Origin of the sequence: Desulfomonile tiedjei (assembly GCA_016212925.1) — a bacterium.
Taxonomy (GTDB): Bacteria; Desulfobacterota; Desulfomonilia; order Desulfomonilales; family Desulfomonilaceae; genus JACRDF01.
In genome coordinates this window covers 50,139-67,510 of record JACRDF010000002.1, presented here as the reverse complement: position 1 = coordinate 67,510, position 17,372 = coordinate 50,139, and the positions used below count along the sequence as shown (strand labels likewise).

Annotated in this window: 14 protein-coding genes; 8 read left to right on the top strand and 6 right to left on the bottom strand. The window is 53.5% G+C overall.

The features are described from left to right. Positions 1-27 precede the first annotated feature (27 nt). Positions 28-1,179 (top strand): radical SAM protein, encoded by a 1,152-nt coding sequence (locus HY913_00400; protein MBI4961712.1) that lies wholly within the window; start codon positions 28-30, stop codon positions 1,177-1,179. A gap of 177 nt (positions 1,180-1,356) precedes the next feature. On the opposite strand, the gene HY913_00395 is transcribed toward HY913_00400, so the two are convergent. Further along, positions 1,357-2,661 carry a S41 family peptidase gene (locus tag HY913_00395; GenBank protein MBI4961711.1) on the bottom strand — a complete coding sequence of 435 codons (1,305 nt, stop codon included), beginning with the start codon at positions 2,659-2,661 and terminating at the stop codon, positions 1,357-1,359. A 111-nt stretch (positions 2,662-2,772) separates the two neighbouring features. Between HY913_00395 and HY913_00390 the strand changes: the two genes are divergently transcribed. Together HY913_00390 and HY913_00385 are read left to right on the top strand one after the other, a co-directional pair. Further along, entirely contained in the window at positions 2,773-3,297 is a 525-nt protein-coding gene (locus tag HY913_00390) for a PH domain-containing protein (GenBank protein MBI4961710.1), read from the top strand. 114 nt (positions 3,298-3,411) lie between these two features. Next, entirely contained in the window at positions 3,412-4,185 is a 774-nt protein-coding gene (locus HY913_00385) for an MBL fold metallo-hydrolase (protein MBI4961709.1), read from the top strand. An 83-nt stretch (positions 4,186-4,268) separates the two neighbouring features. Here HY913_00385 and HY913_00380 read toward each other — a convergent pair whose 3' ends face one another. Continuing rightward, positions 4,269-4,697, bottom strand: coding sequence for a MaoC family dehydratase (locus HY913_00380; protein ID MBI4961708.1), 429 nt, complete (start codon positions 4,695-4,697; stop codon positions 4,269-4,271). Positions 4,698-5,201: 504 nt separating this feature from the next. Here HY913_00380 and HY913_00375 point away from each other — a divergent pair. The 4 genes from HY913_00375 (at position 5,202) to HY913_00360 (ending at position 9,331) form a co-directional block, all read left to right on the top strand. Then, complete coding sequence (locus HY913_00375) at positions 5,202-6,890, top strand: hypothetical protein (protein MBI4961707.1); 1,689 nt, start codon at positions 5,202-5,204, stop codon at positions 6,888-6,890. 90 nt (positions 6,891-6,980) lie between these two features. Next, a complete protein-coding gene (locus tag HY913_00370; protein ID MBI4961706.1) occupies positions 6,981-7,256 on the top strand; it encodes a hypothetical protein in 276 nt (91 codons plus the stop codon). A 95-nt stretch (positions 7,257-7,351) separates the two neighbouring features. After that, positions 7,352-8,329 carry a TRC40/GET3/ArsA family transport-energizing ATPase gene (locus tag HY913_00365; GenBank protein MBI4961705.1) on the top strand — a complete coding sequence of 326 codons (978 nt, stop codon included), beginning with the start codon at positions 7,352-7,354 and terminating at the stop codon, positions 8,327-8,329. 21 nt (positions 8,330-8,350) lie between these two features. Continuing rightward, on the top strand, positions 8,351-9,331 hold the full coding sequence (locus HY913_00360; protein ID MBI4961704.1) for a TRC40/GET3/ArsA family transport-energizing ATPase: 981 nt from the start codon (positions 8,351-8,353) through the stop codon (positions 9,329-9,331). 758 nt (positions 9,332-10,089) lie between these two features. On the opposite strand, the gene HY913_00355 is transcribed toward HY913_00360, so the two are convergent. The 3 genes from HY913_00355 to HY913_00345 form a co-directional block, all read right to left on the bottom strand. Beyond that, positions 10,090-11,133, bottom strand: coding sequence for an endonuclease/exonuclease/phosphatase family protein (locus tag HY913_00355; protein ID MBI4961703.1), 1,044 nt, complete (start codon positions 11,131-11,133; stop codon positions 10,090-10,092). A gap of 669 nt (positions 11,134-11,802) precedes the next feature. Then, on the bottom strand, positions 11,803-13,998 hold the full coding sequence (locus tag HY913_00350) for a tetratricopeptide repeat protein (protein MBI4961702.1): 2,196 nt from the start codon (positions 13,996-13,998) through the stop codon (positions 11,803-11,805). Between the two features lie 422 nt (positions 13,999-14,420). After that, positions 14,421-14,642 (bottom strand): hypothetical protein, encoded by a 222-nt coding sequence (locus tag HY913_00345; protein ID MBI4961701.1) that lies wholly within the window; start codon positions 14,640-14,642, stop codon positions 14,421-14,423. A 1,096-nt stretch (positions 14,643-15,738) separates the two neighbouring features. Here HY913_00345 and HY913_00340 point away from each other — a divergent pair. Next, positions 15,739-16,194, top strand: coding sequence for a response regulator (locus tag HY913_00340; GenBank protein MBI4961700.1), 456 nt, complete (start codon positions 15,739-15,741; stop codon positions 16,192-16,194). Positions 16,195-16,594: 400 nt separating this feature from the next. Here the strand turns inward: HY913_00340 and HY913_00335 are convergent, their stop codons facing one another. Beyond that, positions 16,595-17,203 (bottom strand): hypothetical protein, encoded by a 609-nt coding sequence (locus HY913_00335; GenBank protein ID MBI4961699.1) that lies wholly within the window; start codon positions 17,201-17,203, stop codon positions 16,595-16,597. Between the last annotated feature and the right edge of the window lie 169 nt (positions 17,204-17,372).

Below are 17,372 nucleotides of genomic sequence, written 5' to 3'. Positions count from 1 at the left end.
GGAATTTCCGGAGTGAAGGACACATTCATGAACACAGCGTTGGAATTCGAACAAGGACCAATTCGCCCCCCCAGCGAGGCAGGAAGCCTACTGATACGAGTTACCCGCAACTGCCCATGGAACCGGTGCGCTTTCTGCAGCACCTATAAAGGAAAAAAATTTTCCCGCAGGACGGTGCAGGAAGTGAACGCGGACGTGGACGCTGCAAAGGCAGTCGGTGACCGCATCAAGGAGATCTCCTGCGAGATGGGTGACGGAGGCGTTATGACGCAGCGAGTTCTCACCAAAGTGCTGCGGGATTCTACGCTTCCTGACTCATTCAGGTCCGTGGCTCTGTGGATCGCATCCGGCGGCGACACGGTATTCCTGCAGGACGCCAACTCACTCATGCTGTCCACTGAGTCTCTCATCTCCATACTTAATCACATCAGAAAGACCTTTCCGCAAGTAGAAAGGGTAACCTCCTACGCCAGGGCCAACACTCTCCAAGGTAAGACTGTCGACGAATTCATCCGGCTCAAGGAAGCGGGGCTCGCGAGGCTTCATGTGGGGATGGAATCTGGTTCGGATCGCGTCTTAAAGCTTGTGGACAAAGGGGCCCGTGCGGATCAGATCATCGAAGGGGGAAAGCGCGTGGTCGAAGCCGGGCTTTCGCTCTGCCTGTATGTGATGCCGGGAATAGGCGGAATCGAGCTGTCCGACGAAAACGCGCTCGAAACGGCTCGAGTCATAAACGCCATCAATCCTGCATTTGTGAGGTTCCGGTCACTTTATGCGAGGCACGGGACACCGCTGGCGGAAATGGTTGAAGCAGGTAAATTCAACCCGCCGGACGAGGATCGCATGGTGCGAGAAATCCGATTGATGATCGCGACACTGAATGGGATTTCTACCACCCTGGTGAGTGACCACATTTTGAACCTCCTTGAAGAGGTTGAAGGCAAGCTTCCTGAGGACAAAGACCGGATCCTGGGCATCATTGACCGATACCTGAACCTGCCGGACGAAGACAGGCTCCTGTTCCAATTGGGGCGAAGAGGTGGAGCATTGAGGAGTCTGGATGATTTGAAACATCCGGTCATGAACGCGCGTCTGCAAGATGCCAAGAGACAAATCGACAAAGAACTGCCCGGAGGAGTGCCCGAGTATCTTCAGGCAATAAAACGGCGCTTCGTCTAATGCCGGTGGGCAAGCAAGCAGGTAGTATTAATGTGGGCCGGCAGGTAAATTGGCAACTAATATGATACTACGGGAACTAAGTTCGTAGGGCGGGCCGTGCCCGCCGTTTGCATTATCATCGGCCATCGCCGTCATCTTGACGAGATGCTGATCGGCCTCTTCCGAATGAGTAAAAAACTATTTATTGTACCATGCGGTGTCGGGAATGGGCTTCTGTTGCTCCATCTTGTATTGCTTTACCGACACATCGGACTTCAGCCAAGTCAAGGCTCGACGCAGCACCAGATCGTTCTCGGGGTCGACCTTCTGCTGAAGCGTGCGGCTCTTTTTCTGCTTTTTGGCTTCAGGCTTGGCGTCCTCTTCCGCTTCTTCGTCCTGCTGTTTCTGGACCTCTTCCTTCATGTCCACATCCGGCACTATGCCGGTCTTCTGGATGTGGCGGCCTTTGGGAGTGTAGTAATAGGCCGTGGTCAGTCGAAGTCCGGACCCGTTCTCCAGAGGAATAATGGTTTGTACGGACGCTTTGCCGAAAGACTTGGTGCCGAAAATCACCCCGCGGTCATGATCCTGCAAGGCCCCGGCTACGATCTCCGAGGCGCTCGCGCTGCCCTCGTTGATCAGCACGGCAACCTTGAACTTGTAATGCTTGCCCGTGCGAGTTGCACGGAATTCCATGCGCTGGTCCTTCACCCTGCCGTCTGTGTAGACTATTAGGCCCTTATCAACAAAAAGGTTCGCGACTTTAACCGCCTGATCCAGGAGGCCTCCAGGGTTGTTGCGCAGGTCAAGAACCATTCCCTTGATACTGTCGTCTCCGCCCAACTCTTTTACAGCGCTGACAAGGTCGTTGTCAGTGCTTTCCTGGAAGTTGACCACCTTCACGTACGGGTAGCCGGATTCCAGAGTCTCCTTCTTCACGGAGTGGACATGAATGATGTCTCTAACTATGTTAAAGTCCTTAAATTTACGCCACCCTTCGCGCATTATCGTGATGGTGACTTTCGATCCTTTTGGGCCCCTCATCATTTTGACGGCTTTGAGGAGCGTAATATTCTTGGTCGATTCCCCGTTTATTTTGATGATTTTGTCGCCCGGTTTGACACCAGCCTTGAACGCAGGGGTGTCCTCTATGGGTGAAACCACGGTCAGGACCCCGCTCTCAAGGGTAATCTCAATACCGAGGCCGCCGAATTCTCCCTTTGTCTCGACCTGAAGCTCCTTGAACATGTCCTCGGTTAGAAAGGAGGAATGAGCATCCAAAGACTGTAACATTCCGTTGATCGCGCCCTGAACAAGGTCTTTGTCAGCGACTTCCTTGACATAATTCTTTTGAACAATCCCCATGACCTGCCGGAAAAGCTTCAACTCCTTATAATCCGGCGATTTGCTCTGGGTCTCCGCGTAAGCGACAGGTCCTGCCCAAAAAAGCGCTAGAGCAATTATTATGATAAACGAAAGCTTTACGTGTTTGAGCGTCACCATTAGAGGTCCTCACTTTTGAAGTTTGCGAGGGTTTCCTAAAAAACCGTCCGCCAACGAAGATGTGAATGCTATCATACGATATCTGGTGCCACAAGTGAAGAGGTGTACAGGATGGAAGAAAAAATGCAGGCAAACCTGTATAGAGTCGATCCCCGTGTGATTCCGCCCGTGGTGTTGGCCATCGGCTTCGGAGCCTTTCTGTTGTTTCTGGAGGGGCTCAGTGAAAGGGGAATTCTGCTCGCGGTGCTGCTTTCACCGTTCTTTTATCTGGGGGCCGAAATCTTGGCAAGGAGAATAAGTCTAGATTCCAAGGGTATCACAGTCTCCAAGTTCCTCCGGACCGTTCGATTCGAATGGTCGCAGGTCGAATCGCTGGATGCGGTGCAGGCCGGGCGGAAGCTGTTCATGATTCTCCAAACGGAAAACGGACGCCCTGTCATCTTCACCAACACCATTCAGCCTTTCACGGATCTCGTCGAAAAGATGATGACTTTCATCCCCAAGGAGAAAATTTCAGGTGCTGCCGCGGAACTGCTCGTGAATCCCCCTTCCAAGCATGGGCCCCTGATCCAGGCATGGATAGTATGCCTCGTTTTCACGGCCTTGGTTGTGGGAAAGCTACTCGGATATGCCTGAAGAACGAGTTTGCCATTGAGGAAAACGCTTCTTTGATATATGACTTGACACAACTTCTCGGGGGCGATAATTTTCGCGGCCGATCAATGCGTGTAAGGGAGCATGGAGAGCGGAATGAGAATAACCCCACTCGCCAGCGGCAGCGCCGGGAACTCATTCTTGGTGCAGTGCAACGGCTCGGCCGTGCTGGTGGACGCGGGTCTTTCCGCCAAGCAAATCTCCCTGAGACTGGACACGGTGGGGATCGATCCGGGATCGTTGAAGGGGATTCTCGTTTCGCACGGCCATTCGGACCATGTGAAGGGAGTGGGGGTCCTTTCGAGAAAATACAAACTCCCCGTTTGGATAAATGAGGGCACCTGGTCCGTGGTCGAGAGCAGTGTGGGTGCGGTCCACCGGTTGGAGATTTTCGAGACCGGCAAAGTCTTTCGCGCAGCCGGATTCAAGATTCATCCTTTTTCAGTTCCCCACGATTGCGTTGATCCTGTGGGGTTCCGTATCTGCATGGGGTCGGCCCGGCTGGGGATCGCCACGGACCTCGGAACAGCTACCGGGCTCGTCACAACCCATTTGACCGGCCTGCAAGTGGTGGTACTGGAGAGCAACCACGACCCCAAAATGTTGATGGACGGCCCTTATCCGTGGGAATTGAAGCAACGGGTCCGAGGGCGCCTCGGTCATCTGTCAAACCCCGACAGCGCTCGCCTGCTTCAGCGCATATTCTCCGATGAGCTGCAAGCGGTTGTTCTTGCCCACATGTCGGAGACCAATAACCGTGCCGAACTGGCGCTTGAATGCGCGCAAACCTCCCTCCGAGAATTCCTTGAACAAAACGGAAAGATCTGTTGTGCCCGCCAGGATGAAGTCGGCCCCACCATCGAATGGTAAGTTGAGCGGAATTTAAACGTCCCGCGGGGAAAGAACTGTCTCACCTCAGGACGCTTTGTATAGCCGTGGAATTTGGGGTCTGTTTATGCCTTGGACGGTTTCGGCGGGCTGACGAGAGCTTCGCCGTCAAGGACCTGAGTGCCTTCCTGGTTGACACAAGTGGTCTTGAGCCTCACACGATTCTTTTCGGATATGATTTCAATGACCTCCACCTTGGCGGTCACAGTATCGCCGATTCGCACAGGGGCCAGGAAGTTCAGTTCCTGCCTCAGATAAATAGTTCCCGGACCGGGAAGCTTGGTGCCCAGGATGGTCGAAATGAACCCCGCCGTGAGCATGCCGTGGGCAATTCTCGTCTTGAAAAAAGTTTCCCCCGCGTACGCCTCATTGACATGAGCCGGGTTGAAGTCCCCGGTTACTCCGGCATAAAGGTACACATCCGATTCAGAAACGGTCTTGCTGAACTCAGCCGCTTCACCTACCTTGAGTTCGACGATGCTCTTCCCTGTCATTGAAATTTCCCCCGCCCAAGACGCGACGTTCCATAGGATTGGCTCCATTCTTCCCTGTTGTAACGGACAATGTCAAACAGAAAACCGGATTATGTAGTCTGTTCGGTTGCGCGGGGAGGTTTGGGAAAACCGCTTTATCCCAGAGACCGCGGACCAGGAGGTTGTTTTGCCACCCGAGGCGTCCCCGCGCAGGTGAGTGGTTATCGAAGCGGCAAAATAGTACTTGACACTGAAACTACCGGGTGTACTATTCTCGTCGAACATTCGGGAATCAATGCGTATTTTGGTTGGGTCCCCGCCGCCTACATCGGTTGGACCGGAGTCAGGATTTGCCGACTCACCGGAAGACCGAGAGTCGCGCTCCAAAAATGACCGCTGTGAATGCTGGGTCCATTGGCCCACGACGACATAGGTAGAGTCTGGAAACAAGGTCTCCCGGTCCCCGGCTTTGGACATGGGGGATCTAAATAGAAGGCTTTATAGTCATAAGAAGGGGGTCAGACCATGAACGCAATCTATGTCCTGATTATAGGCTTCATCGTCGCTTACGTCGGGTACAAGTTCTACGCCAAGTACGTTGACTCCAAGATTATCCAAGCCGATGCCAGCCGGGCCACTCCCGCCAAGATGTACATGGACGGCGTGGAGTTCATGCCCACCAGCAAGAACATCCTTTACGGTTATCAATTCAAATCCATTGCGGGCGCGGGGCCGATCATCGGGCCGATCATTGCCATTCAGTGGGGGTGGCTGCCCGCGGTGCTATGGATATTGCTCGGCGCGTTTTTCATAGGCTGGGTCCATGACTACGCCAGCGCGATGATCGCGGTGAGACACGAAGGGGCCTCGTTCGGCGGCCTTAGCCACAAACTGATTTCTCCAAGGGCGAGGGTGATACTCCTGGCCTTCATCTACTTCTACTTGCTGCTTATTGTGGGCGCATTCGGGAACGTGGTGGTCAGTACCGCGATTGGTCTAAAGGCCGCGCCCATGGCCTGGCTTTTCCTGACGATCGGAGGGGTCCTGGCGGGCCAGATGATTTATCGGTGGAGGAAGGATATTATTCTTACCACCGTGGTTTGCGTGGTGATCGCCATGCTCGGAATAGTCGTGGGAAAGCTAGTACCGTCCAATTCGATTCTTGGGGACTATCTTGCGAACAGCAGGTGGATGTGGGCTATATGCGCGTTCGTGTTTTGTTATTTCGCGGCGGTCTTGCCGATCTGGAGGTTCGCTCTCCCCATCAACTACGTCGCCGCGTATATAGTATTTCTTGGGCTTTTCTTTGGCGTCATAGGAATATTCATAGTCCATCCGGATTTCACCTTGCCCGCGTTCACACAGACTTGGATTCCTATCGGGCCGCTCTGGCCGATCATGTTCGTCACCATAGCCTGCGGGGCAATATCGGGGTGGCATAGCATCGTATCCAGTTCGGGGACTGCACGCCAGCTTGAGAGCGAACTGGACGCGCGACCCGTGGGAGCCGGCGTGATGTTTCTGGAGATGATGCTGGCGCTATTTGCGCTGATCATTGCCGGAACTATTTTCACGTCATCAGCGGAATACGCCCAGGCAGTGGCCAAAGGGCCGGGCGGTGTGTTTGCCGCGGGCGTGGGCAAATTCTTGGCAGCGGTAGGCTTGCCTCTGGAATACGGCACCGCTTACGGAAGCGTAATGATGATCATTTTGGCCATTACCATCATGCAGTTGGTTGTACGCTTCATGAGGGTGGCAACCGCGGAGTTGCTCTCAGATGTCAGCCCGATCTTTAAAAATGCGCATGTGGGAACGATCATAGCCAGCATTCTTGGTATGGCCCTGGTCCTGACCGGTTGGTGGCAATATTTGTGGGTGCTCTTCGGTGGAGCGAACCAGTTGATGGCTTCGCTGGCATTGTTGCTCATCTCCGCTTGGCTGGTATCTGAAGGCAGGCCGGCCGCGTGGGCGTTCTATCCTATGATCTTCATGTTCGTAACGACCATTGCGGCACTTCTGTTCACGTCCTATAATCTATTGATCGTCAAGGTTCTTTCCGGAGCAGTGAAAGGCGAGGCCCTGATAGGCAACACGCTCATGGGAGTCGTGGCTCTGTTCCTTGTCATTGCCGCCCTTGTACTGGCATTCGAGGGCTTCAAAGCCTTCAAGCGATTTCGTGCAATTAGAGCTGAAGGGGCCCCGTCAAGGGCCTGATCAGATCCCGAGACAACGGGGAATGCCTCAGCAAACGGAGGTTTGCGGGCATTCCCTCATCTTTACAACACGTTAGTTCGGAGTGAGAGTATGTCGGAAAAAGACAAGAAAAAAGGCGGTGGATTTTTCCAATCCGTGAAAGAATTTGTGTACGGCGTAGCAGCCCATGACTCGGCCCGTTTTGCGCTGAAGACGCGAGCCAGCATGGAGCATCTCTTCATCCTCATTACCATGGGTGATATGTTGGGCGTTCCTATTCTGCCGCCATATTACTCGCTTAGATTGCTGCCGTACGTGGTACCTCAAATTTCTACGTGGAAGCGAAGGATGCTGAGAGAAAAGGACCTCACCGACGCTCTAGCCTGACAGATTTCTTTGTCTGTTTTTCCCGTTGCGGTATCCGGCCTCATGAGGCCCAGGCGTCGCGAACCAAGCGGCACATCCGGAAGGGGCTTATCCACATGTCTCTAGTAAAGATTTTCGAACAATATCCCGATCGGCGATACATCATGTTTGGCGGAAAGGGAGGATTGGGCAAGACCACCTTTTCGGCCGCCACTTCCTATTACCTTGCCAAAAAAGGGAAAAAGGTCCTTGTCTTTTCAGTGGACCCCCAGGCTTCCCTCACTGATATCTTCCAACAGGATATCTTCGGAAAAGGACCTACTGAAATAATGCCCAACCTGTACGCCCAGGAGATCGACGCGGATAGGCGAGTCCACGAGTACCAGAATGAGATCCGCCAAAAAATCCTGGACATGTACGGAATGGACAAGATTCCCGACGAAATCGAGAGCTACATCCAGGCAGCGGCAGCAGAACCCGCGATGGAGGAAAGCGCGATCTTCGACGAGGTCGTGGACATAGTGGTGGCGGGAGATTACGACTACTACATCTACGATCTGGTTCCATTAGGCCATGCGCTCTACTATTTGAGCATGGCTTCCGTGTACGACGCCTGGATCGGCAAAATCACGGGCCTACGAGAACAGATGAGGGAATTCGACCAAGTCGCGGCTGTGATTAAGCGTGACAAGGACCTGGAAGAAGACCAGATCCTGAATGAACTGATTTACATCAGGGAACGGATCAACAAATCGTCCAGCATACTCACAGATAAGCAAAAAACCGCTTTCTTCTTCGTAATCACTGCGGAAGAAATGATCATCAAAGACACCCAGAAGGCCGCAGAGCTTTTCGCAAAGTTCGATGTGCCCATGAGCGGCTATATCATCAACCGCGTACTGCCCGATGAACTCAAGGCCCAGAACATTCCGGAGTACCTGAAAAATCGTTTCCAGATGCAGGACCACTATCTGGAGGTCATAGAAAAGGATTTTGCAGGCGAGATACTGGCTTCCGTTCCGGAGATGGAACGAGACGTTACGGGGCTGCCCATGATTGAAAAGATGGCCAAAGCCATGTTCGGCGATTTCTAACGAGCCGGCAGGGGGTACGAAGTGAACACGATTACAATCGATATGCACAAATTCATGAGCGATCATCCGCGAATGAAATACATCTTTTTCGGAGGAAAAGGAGGGGTCGGGAAGACTGTCATGGCCGGGGCCGCGGCGCTCTGGTCCGCGAAGCAGGGCAGGAAGACTTTGCTGGCCTCCACCAACCCTGTCCACAGCCTTTCCAACCTGTTCGAGCAAAATGTCTTCGGAAAACCGGTGGTTGTATGCGATGAAGCCAACTGTTACGCTTTTGAAATCGACACCCGCGACACCATTGAGCGTTCCAAGAAAGAAATTCGCGAGAAGATAAACTGGTTCCTCAAGTTCGCGGACATAACCACCAACGCGGATGAATTCATCGAATCCGCGACGATGAACCCCGCGTTCGAAGAATCAGCCATGTTCGAGAACATGATGGATCTCATGTTCAAGGATGAATACGACTTTTATGTTTTTGACACCGCGCCCACAGCGAACGCCAGGCGCCTTTTGGGAATGTCCAAAGTCTACGCACTTTGGGTCCAGAAGATGTTAACGAGCAGGGAAGAAGCGAAATCCTTGCGTGAAATGCTCTCATTCTCCAAGAAAGAGGAAGCCGACCCGCTCATGGATTACCTGCTCAGCTTCAAGGACAGAATGGGCCATGCAAAAGAATTGCTTACGGACGAAGCTCTCACGGCTTTTTTCTTTGTGACCCTGCCTGAAAGTCTTCCCATCGCGGTGATTACACGGTTCATAAACTGGTTCCATGAGTTTGGGATTCCTGTTGGCGGTGTAGTGGTAAACGGGGTCATCCCGAAAAAGGAAGTGAAGGAAGACGCGGCTGAGTTTGTCCGGAACCGCGTGCTGATGCAGGACGAACACATGGAGGAGATCCACCGAATATTCGGCGACCGGGTTCGTTCCATTATTCCGCTATTCGAAACCGAGGTTAAGGGATCGGAGATGTTGAATCGGCTTGTCCGTCACCTGTTCCCATGATCATTGTTGACCACTCCGCCTGTAACAAGGCGCTCGACCTTGCGTTGTCTTAGTTTTTTTTTCTTTGACCGACTTCGGCCCGCCCGTCTCAATGAAGAGATTGGCGGGCCGAAGCGTTTCAGGACGGCCATGTTGACACGGACCTGCCTATACCATGTTGCGTTCGTAAGGACGTAGTACTAGTGTGCGACAACCGATTCGGCTTTGGGATTGGACCAGCGAGGACGCGATGCTACCTGTAGGGGCGAGGCATGCCTCGCCCGCACGGGCGATCCTGCGTCGTCGCGGGATGTCGCCCCTACAGCGTCTCACATCGTCGCTGCAATCTTGAGGTAGCATCTTGAACGCAAATTAGTATTACGCAGGTCCGTGTGGCTTCGTTTTCACGTTCGGCGTCTATACCTATTCTCGAAAGTTCTGTCGGAATGGAATTGCACTGCGTAAAACGAGCGGACAGGGGCATGCCAGTAGAGCCCTTACTTCCAGCGCGCCGTCCATGCATCCGGCATTCCCCAAAGGGGAATACTGTGAGTAGCCCTGGGTGAAACCCAGGGAAGAAGCCCCGACCAATCACGGAACCGGCCCCGGAGGGGTCGACCCCTTCAGGGTCGAAAGAAACTAATTATTGGCTCTGCGCACCACGGGTTTCATCCCGTGTGGCGCGGGACTACCCACCGTACTCCCCCTTCAGGGGAAAGATACAGGCGACAGCCATTTTCGCGATGGATTTTGAGAACTGTTATAATCCCAGATCGTTATCAGACATTGCTGTCCAGCTGGCAAGACACCGGCCTGTGGTCGCTTGTCCGAGTGCTGGTGTTCGAACCCGCGTTGTGTCTTTCATACGCTTCGTGTTCGACCTGCCCCGCGTGTTCATTGACAATTAAAGGGAGCTGACCGCGACACAGAGGCTGACTAATGAGAATGTGATCCAGTAATAACGGGTTCTGTGACGCGGGGATGCCGACCACTTCATCTTTGTACTTGGCCGACCATCGCAAATGGCCGGGAAAATCGAACAAGGAATGGTTGAAAAACCGCTCGGCAATCAGCACCTCGCCCTGGACGTTGCCGATCAGATCAAAGAATAAATAATTCGTCTCAAAGAAATCTTGACCGGGGCCGTCGTTGCAGTCGCCCATTACGACCAGGCCCGGCTGCGCGAGCTGCTCGAATTTCGCACTTATGTAACCTCGAATATTGCGTGCTTCGGTTGCGAGCTTTATGCGGGCTTTGATGCCTTCCTTCAGGTATTCACCCGTTAGGTTGCCGTCTTCGTCGCGAATAAGGCGCTGCTGGTTTATCTTGGACTTCAAATGCACGCCGATGAACTCGATTTGTCGGCCGTTTCCAAGGTCGTAAATGAGCACCTGGGGGTGCCGATAATGAGAGTGGCGTGTCGGTTTCTCTTCACCCCAGAGGAAAACGGTCCATGTGTTAGCGCCGACGAAGGACTGCCACACTTCCGGGGATTGGAGCCTACAGTTCGCTCGAAGGGCCTCTTTCACGAGGAACCATATCCATTGTGTTCCTTTGGTTTGATACTCGGCATCCCGCGCCCCAAGGGGATCGCCGTCTTGCCGCATGAGGACCGGCACCCATTGGCCGTTGAGGATCCGGGCGCAGAAATCGTGAATGGCCTGTTCCCCTTTGGGTCCTTCTCCCATGCAGATAAGATCGGGATTGATCTCTTCGATTGTTGCTCGGATGCGTCGCGCTCGATCTTCCGTGTGTGCTGAGGGACTTGCCGCAACCAGTCTGTCGGCATGCTCGACGTTCCAACTCATAATTTTCAAAGACATGGTTCCCCCTCCATGTTTGTGGGGCCGATTGGCCCATTTCTAAAAAGGCTGTAGAACCCGCGACTTTCTGGAAGAATTCCCGGGGAGGCCGAACAAAAAGGGCCTCCCCGGACCCCTCCCCAAAAACTCCCATGATTTTGTACCATTGTCGCCACTGGCGACAATGGCTTGGTGTGAGCCTCTCCCATGTCCATTCTATGCCGAGGGGTTCCGAAACCGCTGCTAATCCGAAGGGAAATGATCGATCCCATCGCAATGGTACCTGATCTCTTACGTCAGCAAATTGGCGCACTTTGGCAGTTTCTCAAAAGCCCGGACCCCTCAATTGGGCAGAACACATACCTGTCGTGGGCAATTATTGGTGGGACAGGCGTCTCGCCTGTCTATCGAGGACGGGCAATCCCGCGTTGTGCGCGGGATCTTCCCCACCAACTTATTCACGGTGTCGGACATCATTTTCGGCAACAACTATGTTAGGGGCGGACCTTCGTGCTCGCCATATTCATGATTATGGAACAAATTCGTGTAAGTCCTATCATCCCGGAGGGACGAATTGGTTTAAGAAGCAATTTAGCGCCTATGCGCAGCAATCAATCGCCGCGGGCCTTTTGGTTCCCTCTCCCGCTGGGAGAGGGCTGGGTGAGGGGTCGGTCTTTTGGCATCCCTGCGTCACCCGCCGATCATGCATGATTCACAAAGGTACGATAAATTCCCGAACCGGTTCGCAGGTGGCGCCACGCGCACTTTTTCAAAGGGCACGGTCTTGGGGCACTGCGTGCATTGGACTTCCAAGCTTGGTAAATGAATGTGCATACCAATCGAGGCGGGCAATATCGCTTTGGTTCCCGTCCGCTCTCGGATTGCTTGCACGAGATCAATGCGCAGATCCGTCAAGCCTGCCCAAAACTCACTCACAAGAGTGGCCTTCGGTTTACAGGCTTTAACAAGCTCAATAAGACCGCGGTAGCCCAGGTGGTTCTTCTTTCGAGCTGCTGGGTTCAAAAGTTCCTTTGTCGTTGGCTGGCTGATGTGGGCCACCAGCAAATCGCAACCGACTAAATCGCGAGCTAATCCCTTGAAAAATCCCGTGTCTCCCGTATACCCGATGGTGAGGTTGGAACCGTCATCGCTGGTAAGATGTAGCTTAATACCGACCGCATTGGGAACCTCTTCCTTCGCGTGCCGGACAGGGAAATACTCTACTGAAAAAGGTAGCTTGTGCAGATCTTTGATTTTGCGATCCGTTTCGGCACGCCCGGTGTCAAAAACAACGGGCTTGAATTGATGTTTAGGCTTTTCAACATCAAACTTCACAGCGGTTTTTGTTTCCTCATCCCAAACCAGGGCATAAGGCACCATTCCCTTCTTGTGCAGCCGCCTGTGGACCCCATCAAGCTCGTACCGCAGATGATCTATGCTCTTGAGATCAAAGTTGTGGTCTGAATGATTGTGGCTTACAAGAACAGCGTGGATTTCTCGACCGTGGTACCCTGCGTCGTGGAAATTCTGTAAGAAATCAAATCCAGGGTCGATGACAATTCCTTTACCTTGCCATTTAAGGAAATATCCTCCGCCGCTGCACACGCGCTCCGATCCCTCCAGCAGCGGCACTGAACTGCTCCACCCCCGCAGAATACTCAACACATTGTCTCGATCGGAGTCTTGTCTTTTCCAGTACTTATCGTACTGTGTTTCCCCCGCTACTTCTATCTTAGCAAGTATGCGCTCTTCCGGCGTAGGCTGCATGCCTATTGAAGGTTTGCTTTCGAGTAGAGCGCGGTCATCCGTGCTCAGTGACTCCTTCCGTAGTCCCGATTCCAACAGCGCAACAACCGACCTGGCCCGTGATGCCCAAGGCTCTTCCTTCCGCAATTTGGGATCTTCAAGGGCCTGTCGGAATGCGTCAATCGCCTCCTCGTTTTTGCCCCGGTCTTTTAACGCAAGGCCCAGGTTGTTCCATGCTTTACCCGGCGTGTCGTTCTTGGGATCTTCCAGGGCCTTATGAAAAGCCTTGATCGCCTCGTCGTAATTCCCCTTATCCTTCAGCGCAACGCCCAGGTTGTTCCATGCGTAACCCGGAATGTCGAAATCCGGATTTTCCAGGGCCTTGTGATAAGCCTTGATCGCCTCGTCGTATTCACCCTTGTCTGCCAGCACAAGGCCCAGGTTGTTCCATGCTTTGCCCGGCGTGTCGAAATTGGGATCTTCCAGGGCCCTGTGATAAGCCTTGATCGCCTCGTCGTACTCGCCCTTCCGCGCCAGCACAAAGCCAAGGTTGTACCAAGCTTTACCCGGCGTTTCTAACCTGGGATCTTCCAAGGCCTTCCGGTAACTCTTTATAGCCTCGTCGTACTCGCCTTTCCGCGCCAGCACAAAGCCAAGGTTGTACCAGGCTCTTCCCGGCGTGTCGTAATTGGGATCGCCCGGGGCCTTGCGAAACGCTTTGATGGCCTCGTCGTGCTCCCCCTTCTCCGCCAGCGCAACGCCCAAGTTGTACCAGGCTTTTCCCGGGGTGTCGAACTCGGGATCTTCCAGCACTTCGTGGTAAGCCTTGATTGCATCATCCGGGCGGCCTAGCGTCTGAAATGCTGACCCTTTGAGAAACCACAAATAGCCCTTTTCAGTCGCCGGAATTTTCTTTTCCGCGGAGTCAAGCAGCTTCAGCGCGTCCTCGGCTTTGCCGCGATTTTCGTTGAGGCTCGCGAGCAGAAGGGCTTCGCCCCATTCAAGTCCATGCTCCAGCGTGTAGTCCATAGCTTTCTTGTGAGCAGGAGTGTCACCGTCGGCAGAAGGGCGCTGCTTCACGTGCTCGGCACGAGCGGCCCAGAACAGTCGCCGGAATTCTGAAATGACTTTGTCCTTCATGGTTCTCCCCAACCGAAGAAAGAGGCCTGGTGCAGGAGCGAGGCGCAAGAGAAAGTATGTCAGATACGCGCGGGCATTATTTCATGTCGCGTGGTCCTCTAATTCTATTACCTTTTTCGGACGCATGCACCTTTTATATTGCCGCGCCCGGCGGTAAGGATTCAGCCCCTGGGGGTCAGATACACAGCGTTTTCTGGTTTGCCTTTCTCTGCCCCACCCCTAAAAATCCCCCTACCCTCATAAATGCAAAAATGATGCACCGGGATTCCTCATCAGGAACGATCTGGGTTCGAGGGGCGGCTGCGATGTCATGAACAGCATATCGGTAGGGACCGGCAGCCCGAGGTTTCGGGTAGCCAGGAGGAGAAGGCCTCCCCCTGGCCGTATTCAATCAGTCAGCCCGCGCCTGCTCAAGCGCGAGCTTATTTGGCCTGCTTGGCCGCTGTGGCTGGTTGCGTCGTGTCAGGCACGGTGAACTTCAGTGCTTCGGGCACCAGGCCCCAGACTCTCTTTTGTTGCTTTTCCAGGTTAACCTGGTCTCTCCAGTTCTGTCGCAGTCCGTTCCAATTGAGATCCTTTGCGAAAGCCACTGGAACCGAAATCACAAAAGATGCCAAGATCAGCAGTAACATTAGCTTTTTCATCGTCGTTCTCCTCTCTTGTCCGATTTTGTCCTACAGACATCGCAAGGCGACGGCCTGCCCGCCGTTCTCGCACGGCTTTTCGCCTCCATTGGTCTGAGGAACATGGCTGGGCTTAGGCTTTTTCCTGAGCTTCAATATCCCCGGCATACATGCGCATGGCACAAATAGCCTGATGTATTGAAACTCGGCTGGAAATGGGCCTGTGGATATGTCCGGAGATGGTCACATGAGCAGAAAGACGCTCTGAAGGGAGACAATGGCAGGATTGAGATGGGAAACCAAAGGCGGAATGCGTTTTCCGCCAGCCAGAATCCCTGAATTTACGGCTGAATTCTGCAGGCACAGCGCATGAACCGCCCCATGCATCCAGATGAACGAAGTCAGAGCCCCAAATACGGGGCTGGAGAAACATGTCGGACTCATAGGGAGGATAGAGCAGTTGCAAAGTGCTCCGTCCGCGGTCGGCCCATTTGAGGGCGAACCGTGATCGCAGGCCGGCGGGGCAGCGCCGTCCGACCGGGAAGGCTGGCAAGCATCATGGGCGTGGGCATGGAGGCAATTGTGTTGAGCACAACATGACCCTCCGAAGCCCGTGACCGAATCGACGAGAAATAGACTGACGATCAGCCAGATCCAAACTCGCGGCACAAATTTCGGAATTTTGCTCATGAAACCCGCCCAATTTGAAACGGTTCCTCAGCCTTTGATTTCAGTCTAGGACTCTCTCCTTGTCGCGTCAAGCTGTTCTTTACTAAATCAGTACGAAAAAGTGATGGCCCTCTGAGTAGTCTCCAGGAAATGCATGGGGACCCGCAGTTTCGGTCTGTCCTGGATCGTCTAATGAGGTCAAATATTTTCAAGGGTTACGCGCCCGCGTTTTTTGGTGCGTGGCCCTGGAAATCTCTTTGTCGCAGTTTCGGCGTTTCAATGGAATTTTACGACCTGTCAGGAATATTTACAGGGCTCGCGTAGGCGTCCTGTTGAGCCACTCGGAAAAGTCGCGTAGTTCCAAGCTGATATGTTGTTTACAAAGCAGCGGGATTCTTGGCACAGGCATTGCTTCGAGGTTCGGTGAATTAAACCGAGGATCGCTGGAATGCATAATCAGTTTTCATTATTAATTGCCGACCGAAACCGAAACGTTCGCGATTTTCTCAGGCGTGAGTTTGTCGCCGAAGGATACTCCGTGCAACTGGCCAAAGACGATCGGGAATTACTGGACTTGATAAATGCGGGAGCAGAGCCTGATCTGCTGATCCTGGATCTGGAAATGCCTTATGCCCCAGGACCGGATGTTTTGGCGCAACTCCAGCATTGCAGCCCATGCCTGCCTGTCGTGGTATACACCTTGCTCACCGATCATGCAGGGAACGAGGCCATCCAGAAAGCAGCGGCGTTCCTGGAAAAAAGAGGCAACAACATCGAAGACCTCAAAGCGGTGGTGGTGCAGGTGCTCAGAAAACGGTATCCCGGTGGGCCTGGAATTGCCACGCGGGGCCGTGAAACAACCGAGGAACCAGCAGAAGAATTCCACGATCCGGCAAGCAAGTGATACTCCGGTTGCCGGAGTAATGTCCCTTTGGCCACAAGATTATCAGTATGGTTTTCAGACTGTATCGACGGGGCCCACTTTGCCAGAGCTTCATAACGCCTGTCGTTCCCGCGAAAGCGGGAACCCAGGAAATCCCGCGGGACGGGGGACTGGATTCCTGCCCCGGTTTTCACCGGGGTAAACTTGAGGATCGCAGGAATGACGGAATGTAGTGCCTGCAAATCGGACAAAAATTGTGGCAACTGCTATATATCAGTGCTCAGCGGTTCTGTTGGCATGAAAGTGCACTGCTGGCCAAGGCAGCCGTGGCACCCGATCCACGAAAGCCGAGAATTATTATCCCATCGATATCGTAGTTGGAAAAGTTGCTAGGTTTTGCCCAAGTTTCTTGGACAGGCTGCTACACTGAACTGATCTTCTTCTCGATGCGCGCCAGCCGATCGTCAATGGAATTCAGTCTGGCAAAGACCATGTTCAGGAGGCTGCCCGCCTCGGCGGAATCCGCGGGGTAAACGGCCATTGAATCAGCCTTGCCTGTGGTTTCCTGCGGGCCGGGCACTGGGGCGGCCGGTTCCGATACAGTGGCGGCTTGCTTGCCGGCGTCCTTTGCCGGAGCCGAGTCAGTCGCGGGCAAGATATCCACGGCCGCGGGTGCTTCTTCGCGGGAAGCCGGACTAACCGGCTCCAGTAGCTCAAATGAGGGGTTTTCGACCACTTCCGACAACGCTCGAAAAATTTGTGACGGGGGCAGATCCGGAGTGGCCGGCTCACTGAACTCCTCGAAAGAAACCCCCTCGCCTTCCGCTGCGCGCGTCCGCAAGGGGACCCCTTTGAAGAAGTCGTTAAACTCTTCTTTTGTTAGCTTACCGTTCCGGTAAAGAGGCAGGAGGAACTTGGCGAGTTCCTGATCAGAGGTCCGGTATTTCTTCACCAACTCTCGCTTGAGGGCTCCGTCTCTAATGGCGTCCAAAAGCTCGGTCGGGGTTGCCAATTCTTCCAATTTCGCCATGCTGATTGCTCCGGAAAGGTAATTGTGCGCATTTATTATATCTATTATCCTTTTAAAGATCAACCACAAACACGTTTAAGTGAAGTTTCGGCTTGAATAAAAGCCACTGTATTTCGAATTGCGAACCTGGCGGAAGTCCGTTTCAGAAAAAAAGTTGCTTTTGAAGTTT

Coding starts and splice junctions, on each gene's coding strand:
- HY913_00365 (MBI4961705.1), top strand. CDS start 7,352: ATGTCTCTAGTAAAGATTTTCGAACAATATCCCGATCGGCGATACATC.
- HY913_00335 (MBI4961699.1), bottom strand. CDS start 17,203: ATGGCGAAATTGGAAGAATTGGCAACCCCGACCGAGCTTTTGGACGCC.
- HY913_00345 (MBI4961701.1), bottom strand. CDS start 14,642: ATGAAAAAGCTAATGTTACTGCTGATCTTGGCATCTTTTGTGATTTCG.
- HY913_00385 (MBI4961709.1), top strand. CDS start 3,412: ATGAGAATAACCCCACTCGCCAGCGGCAGCGCCGGGAACTCATTCTTG.
- HY913_00375 (MBI4961707.1), top strand. CDS start 5,202: ATGAACGCAATCTATGTCCTGATTATAGGCTTCATCGTCGCTTACGTC.
- HY913_00380 (MBI4961708.1), bottom strand. CDS start 4,697: ATGACAGGGAAGAGCATCGTCGAACTCAAGGTAGGTGAAGCGGCTGAG.
- HY913_00400 (MBI4961712.1), top strand. CDS start 28: ATGAACACAGCGTTGGAATTCGAACAAGGACCAATTCGCCCCCCCAGC.
- HY913_00355 (MBI4961703.1), bottom strand. CDS start 11,133: ATGTCTTTGAAAATTATGAGTTGGAACGTCGAGCATGCCGACAGACTG.
- HY913_00395 (MBI4961711.1), bottom strand. CDS start 2,661: ATGGTGACGCTCAAACACGTAAAGCTTTCGTTTATCATAATAATTGCT.
- HY913_00390 (MBI4961710.1), top strand. CDS start 2,773: ATGGAAGAAAAAATGCAGGCAAACCTGTATAGAGTCGATCCCCGTGTG.
- HY913_00370 (MBI4961706.1), top strand. CDS start 6,981: ATGTCGGAAAAAGACAAGAAAAAAGGCGGTGGATTTTTCCAATCCGTG.
- HY913_00350 (MBI4961702.1), bottom strand. CDS start 13,998: ATGAAGGACAAAGTCATTTCAGAATTCCGGCGACTGTTCTGGGCCGCT.
- HY913_00340 (MBI4961700.1), top strand. CDS start 15,739: ATGCATAATCAGTTTTCATTATTAATTGCCGACCGAAACCGAAACGTT.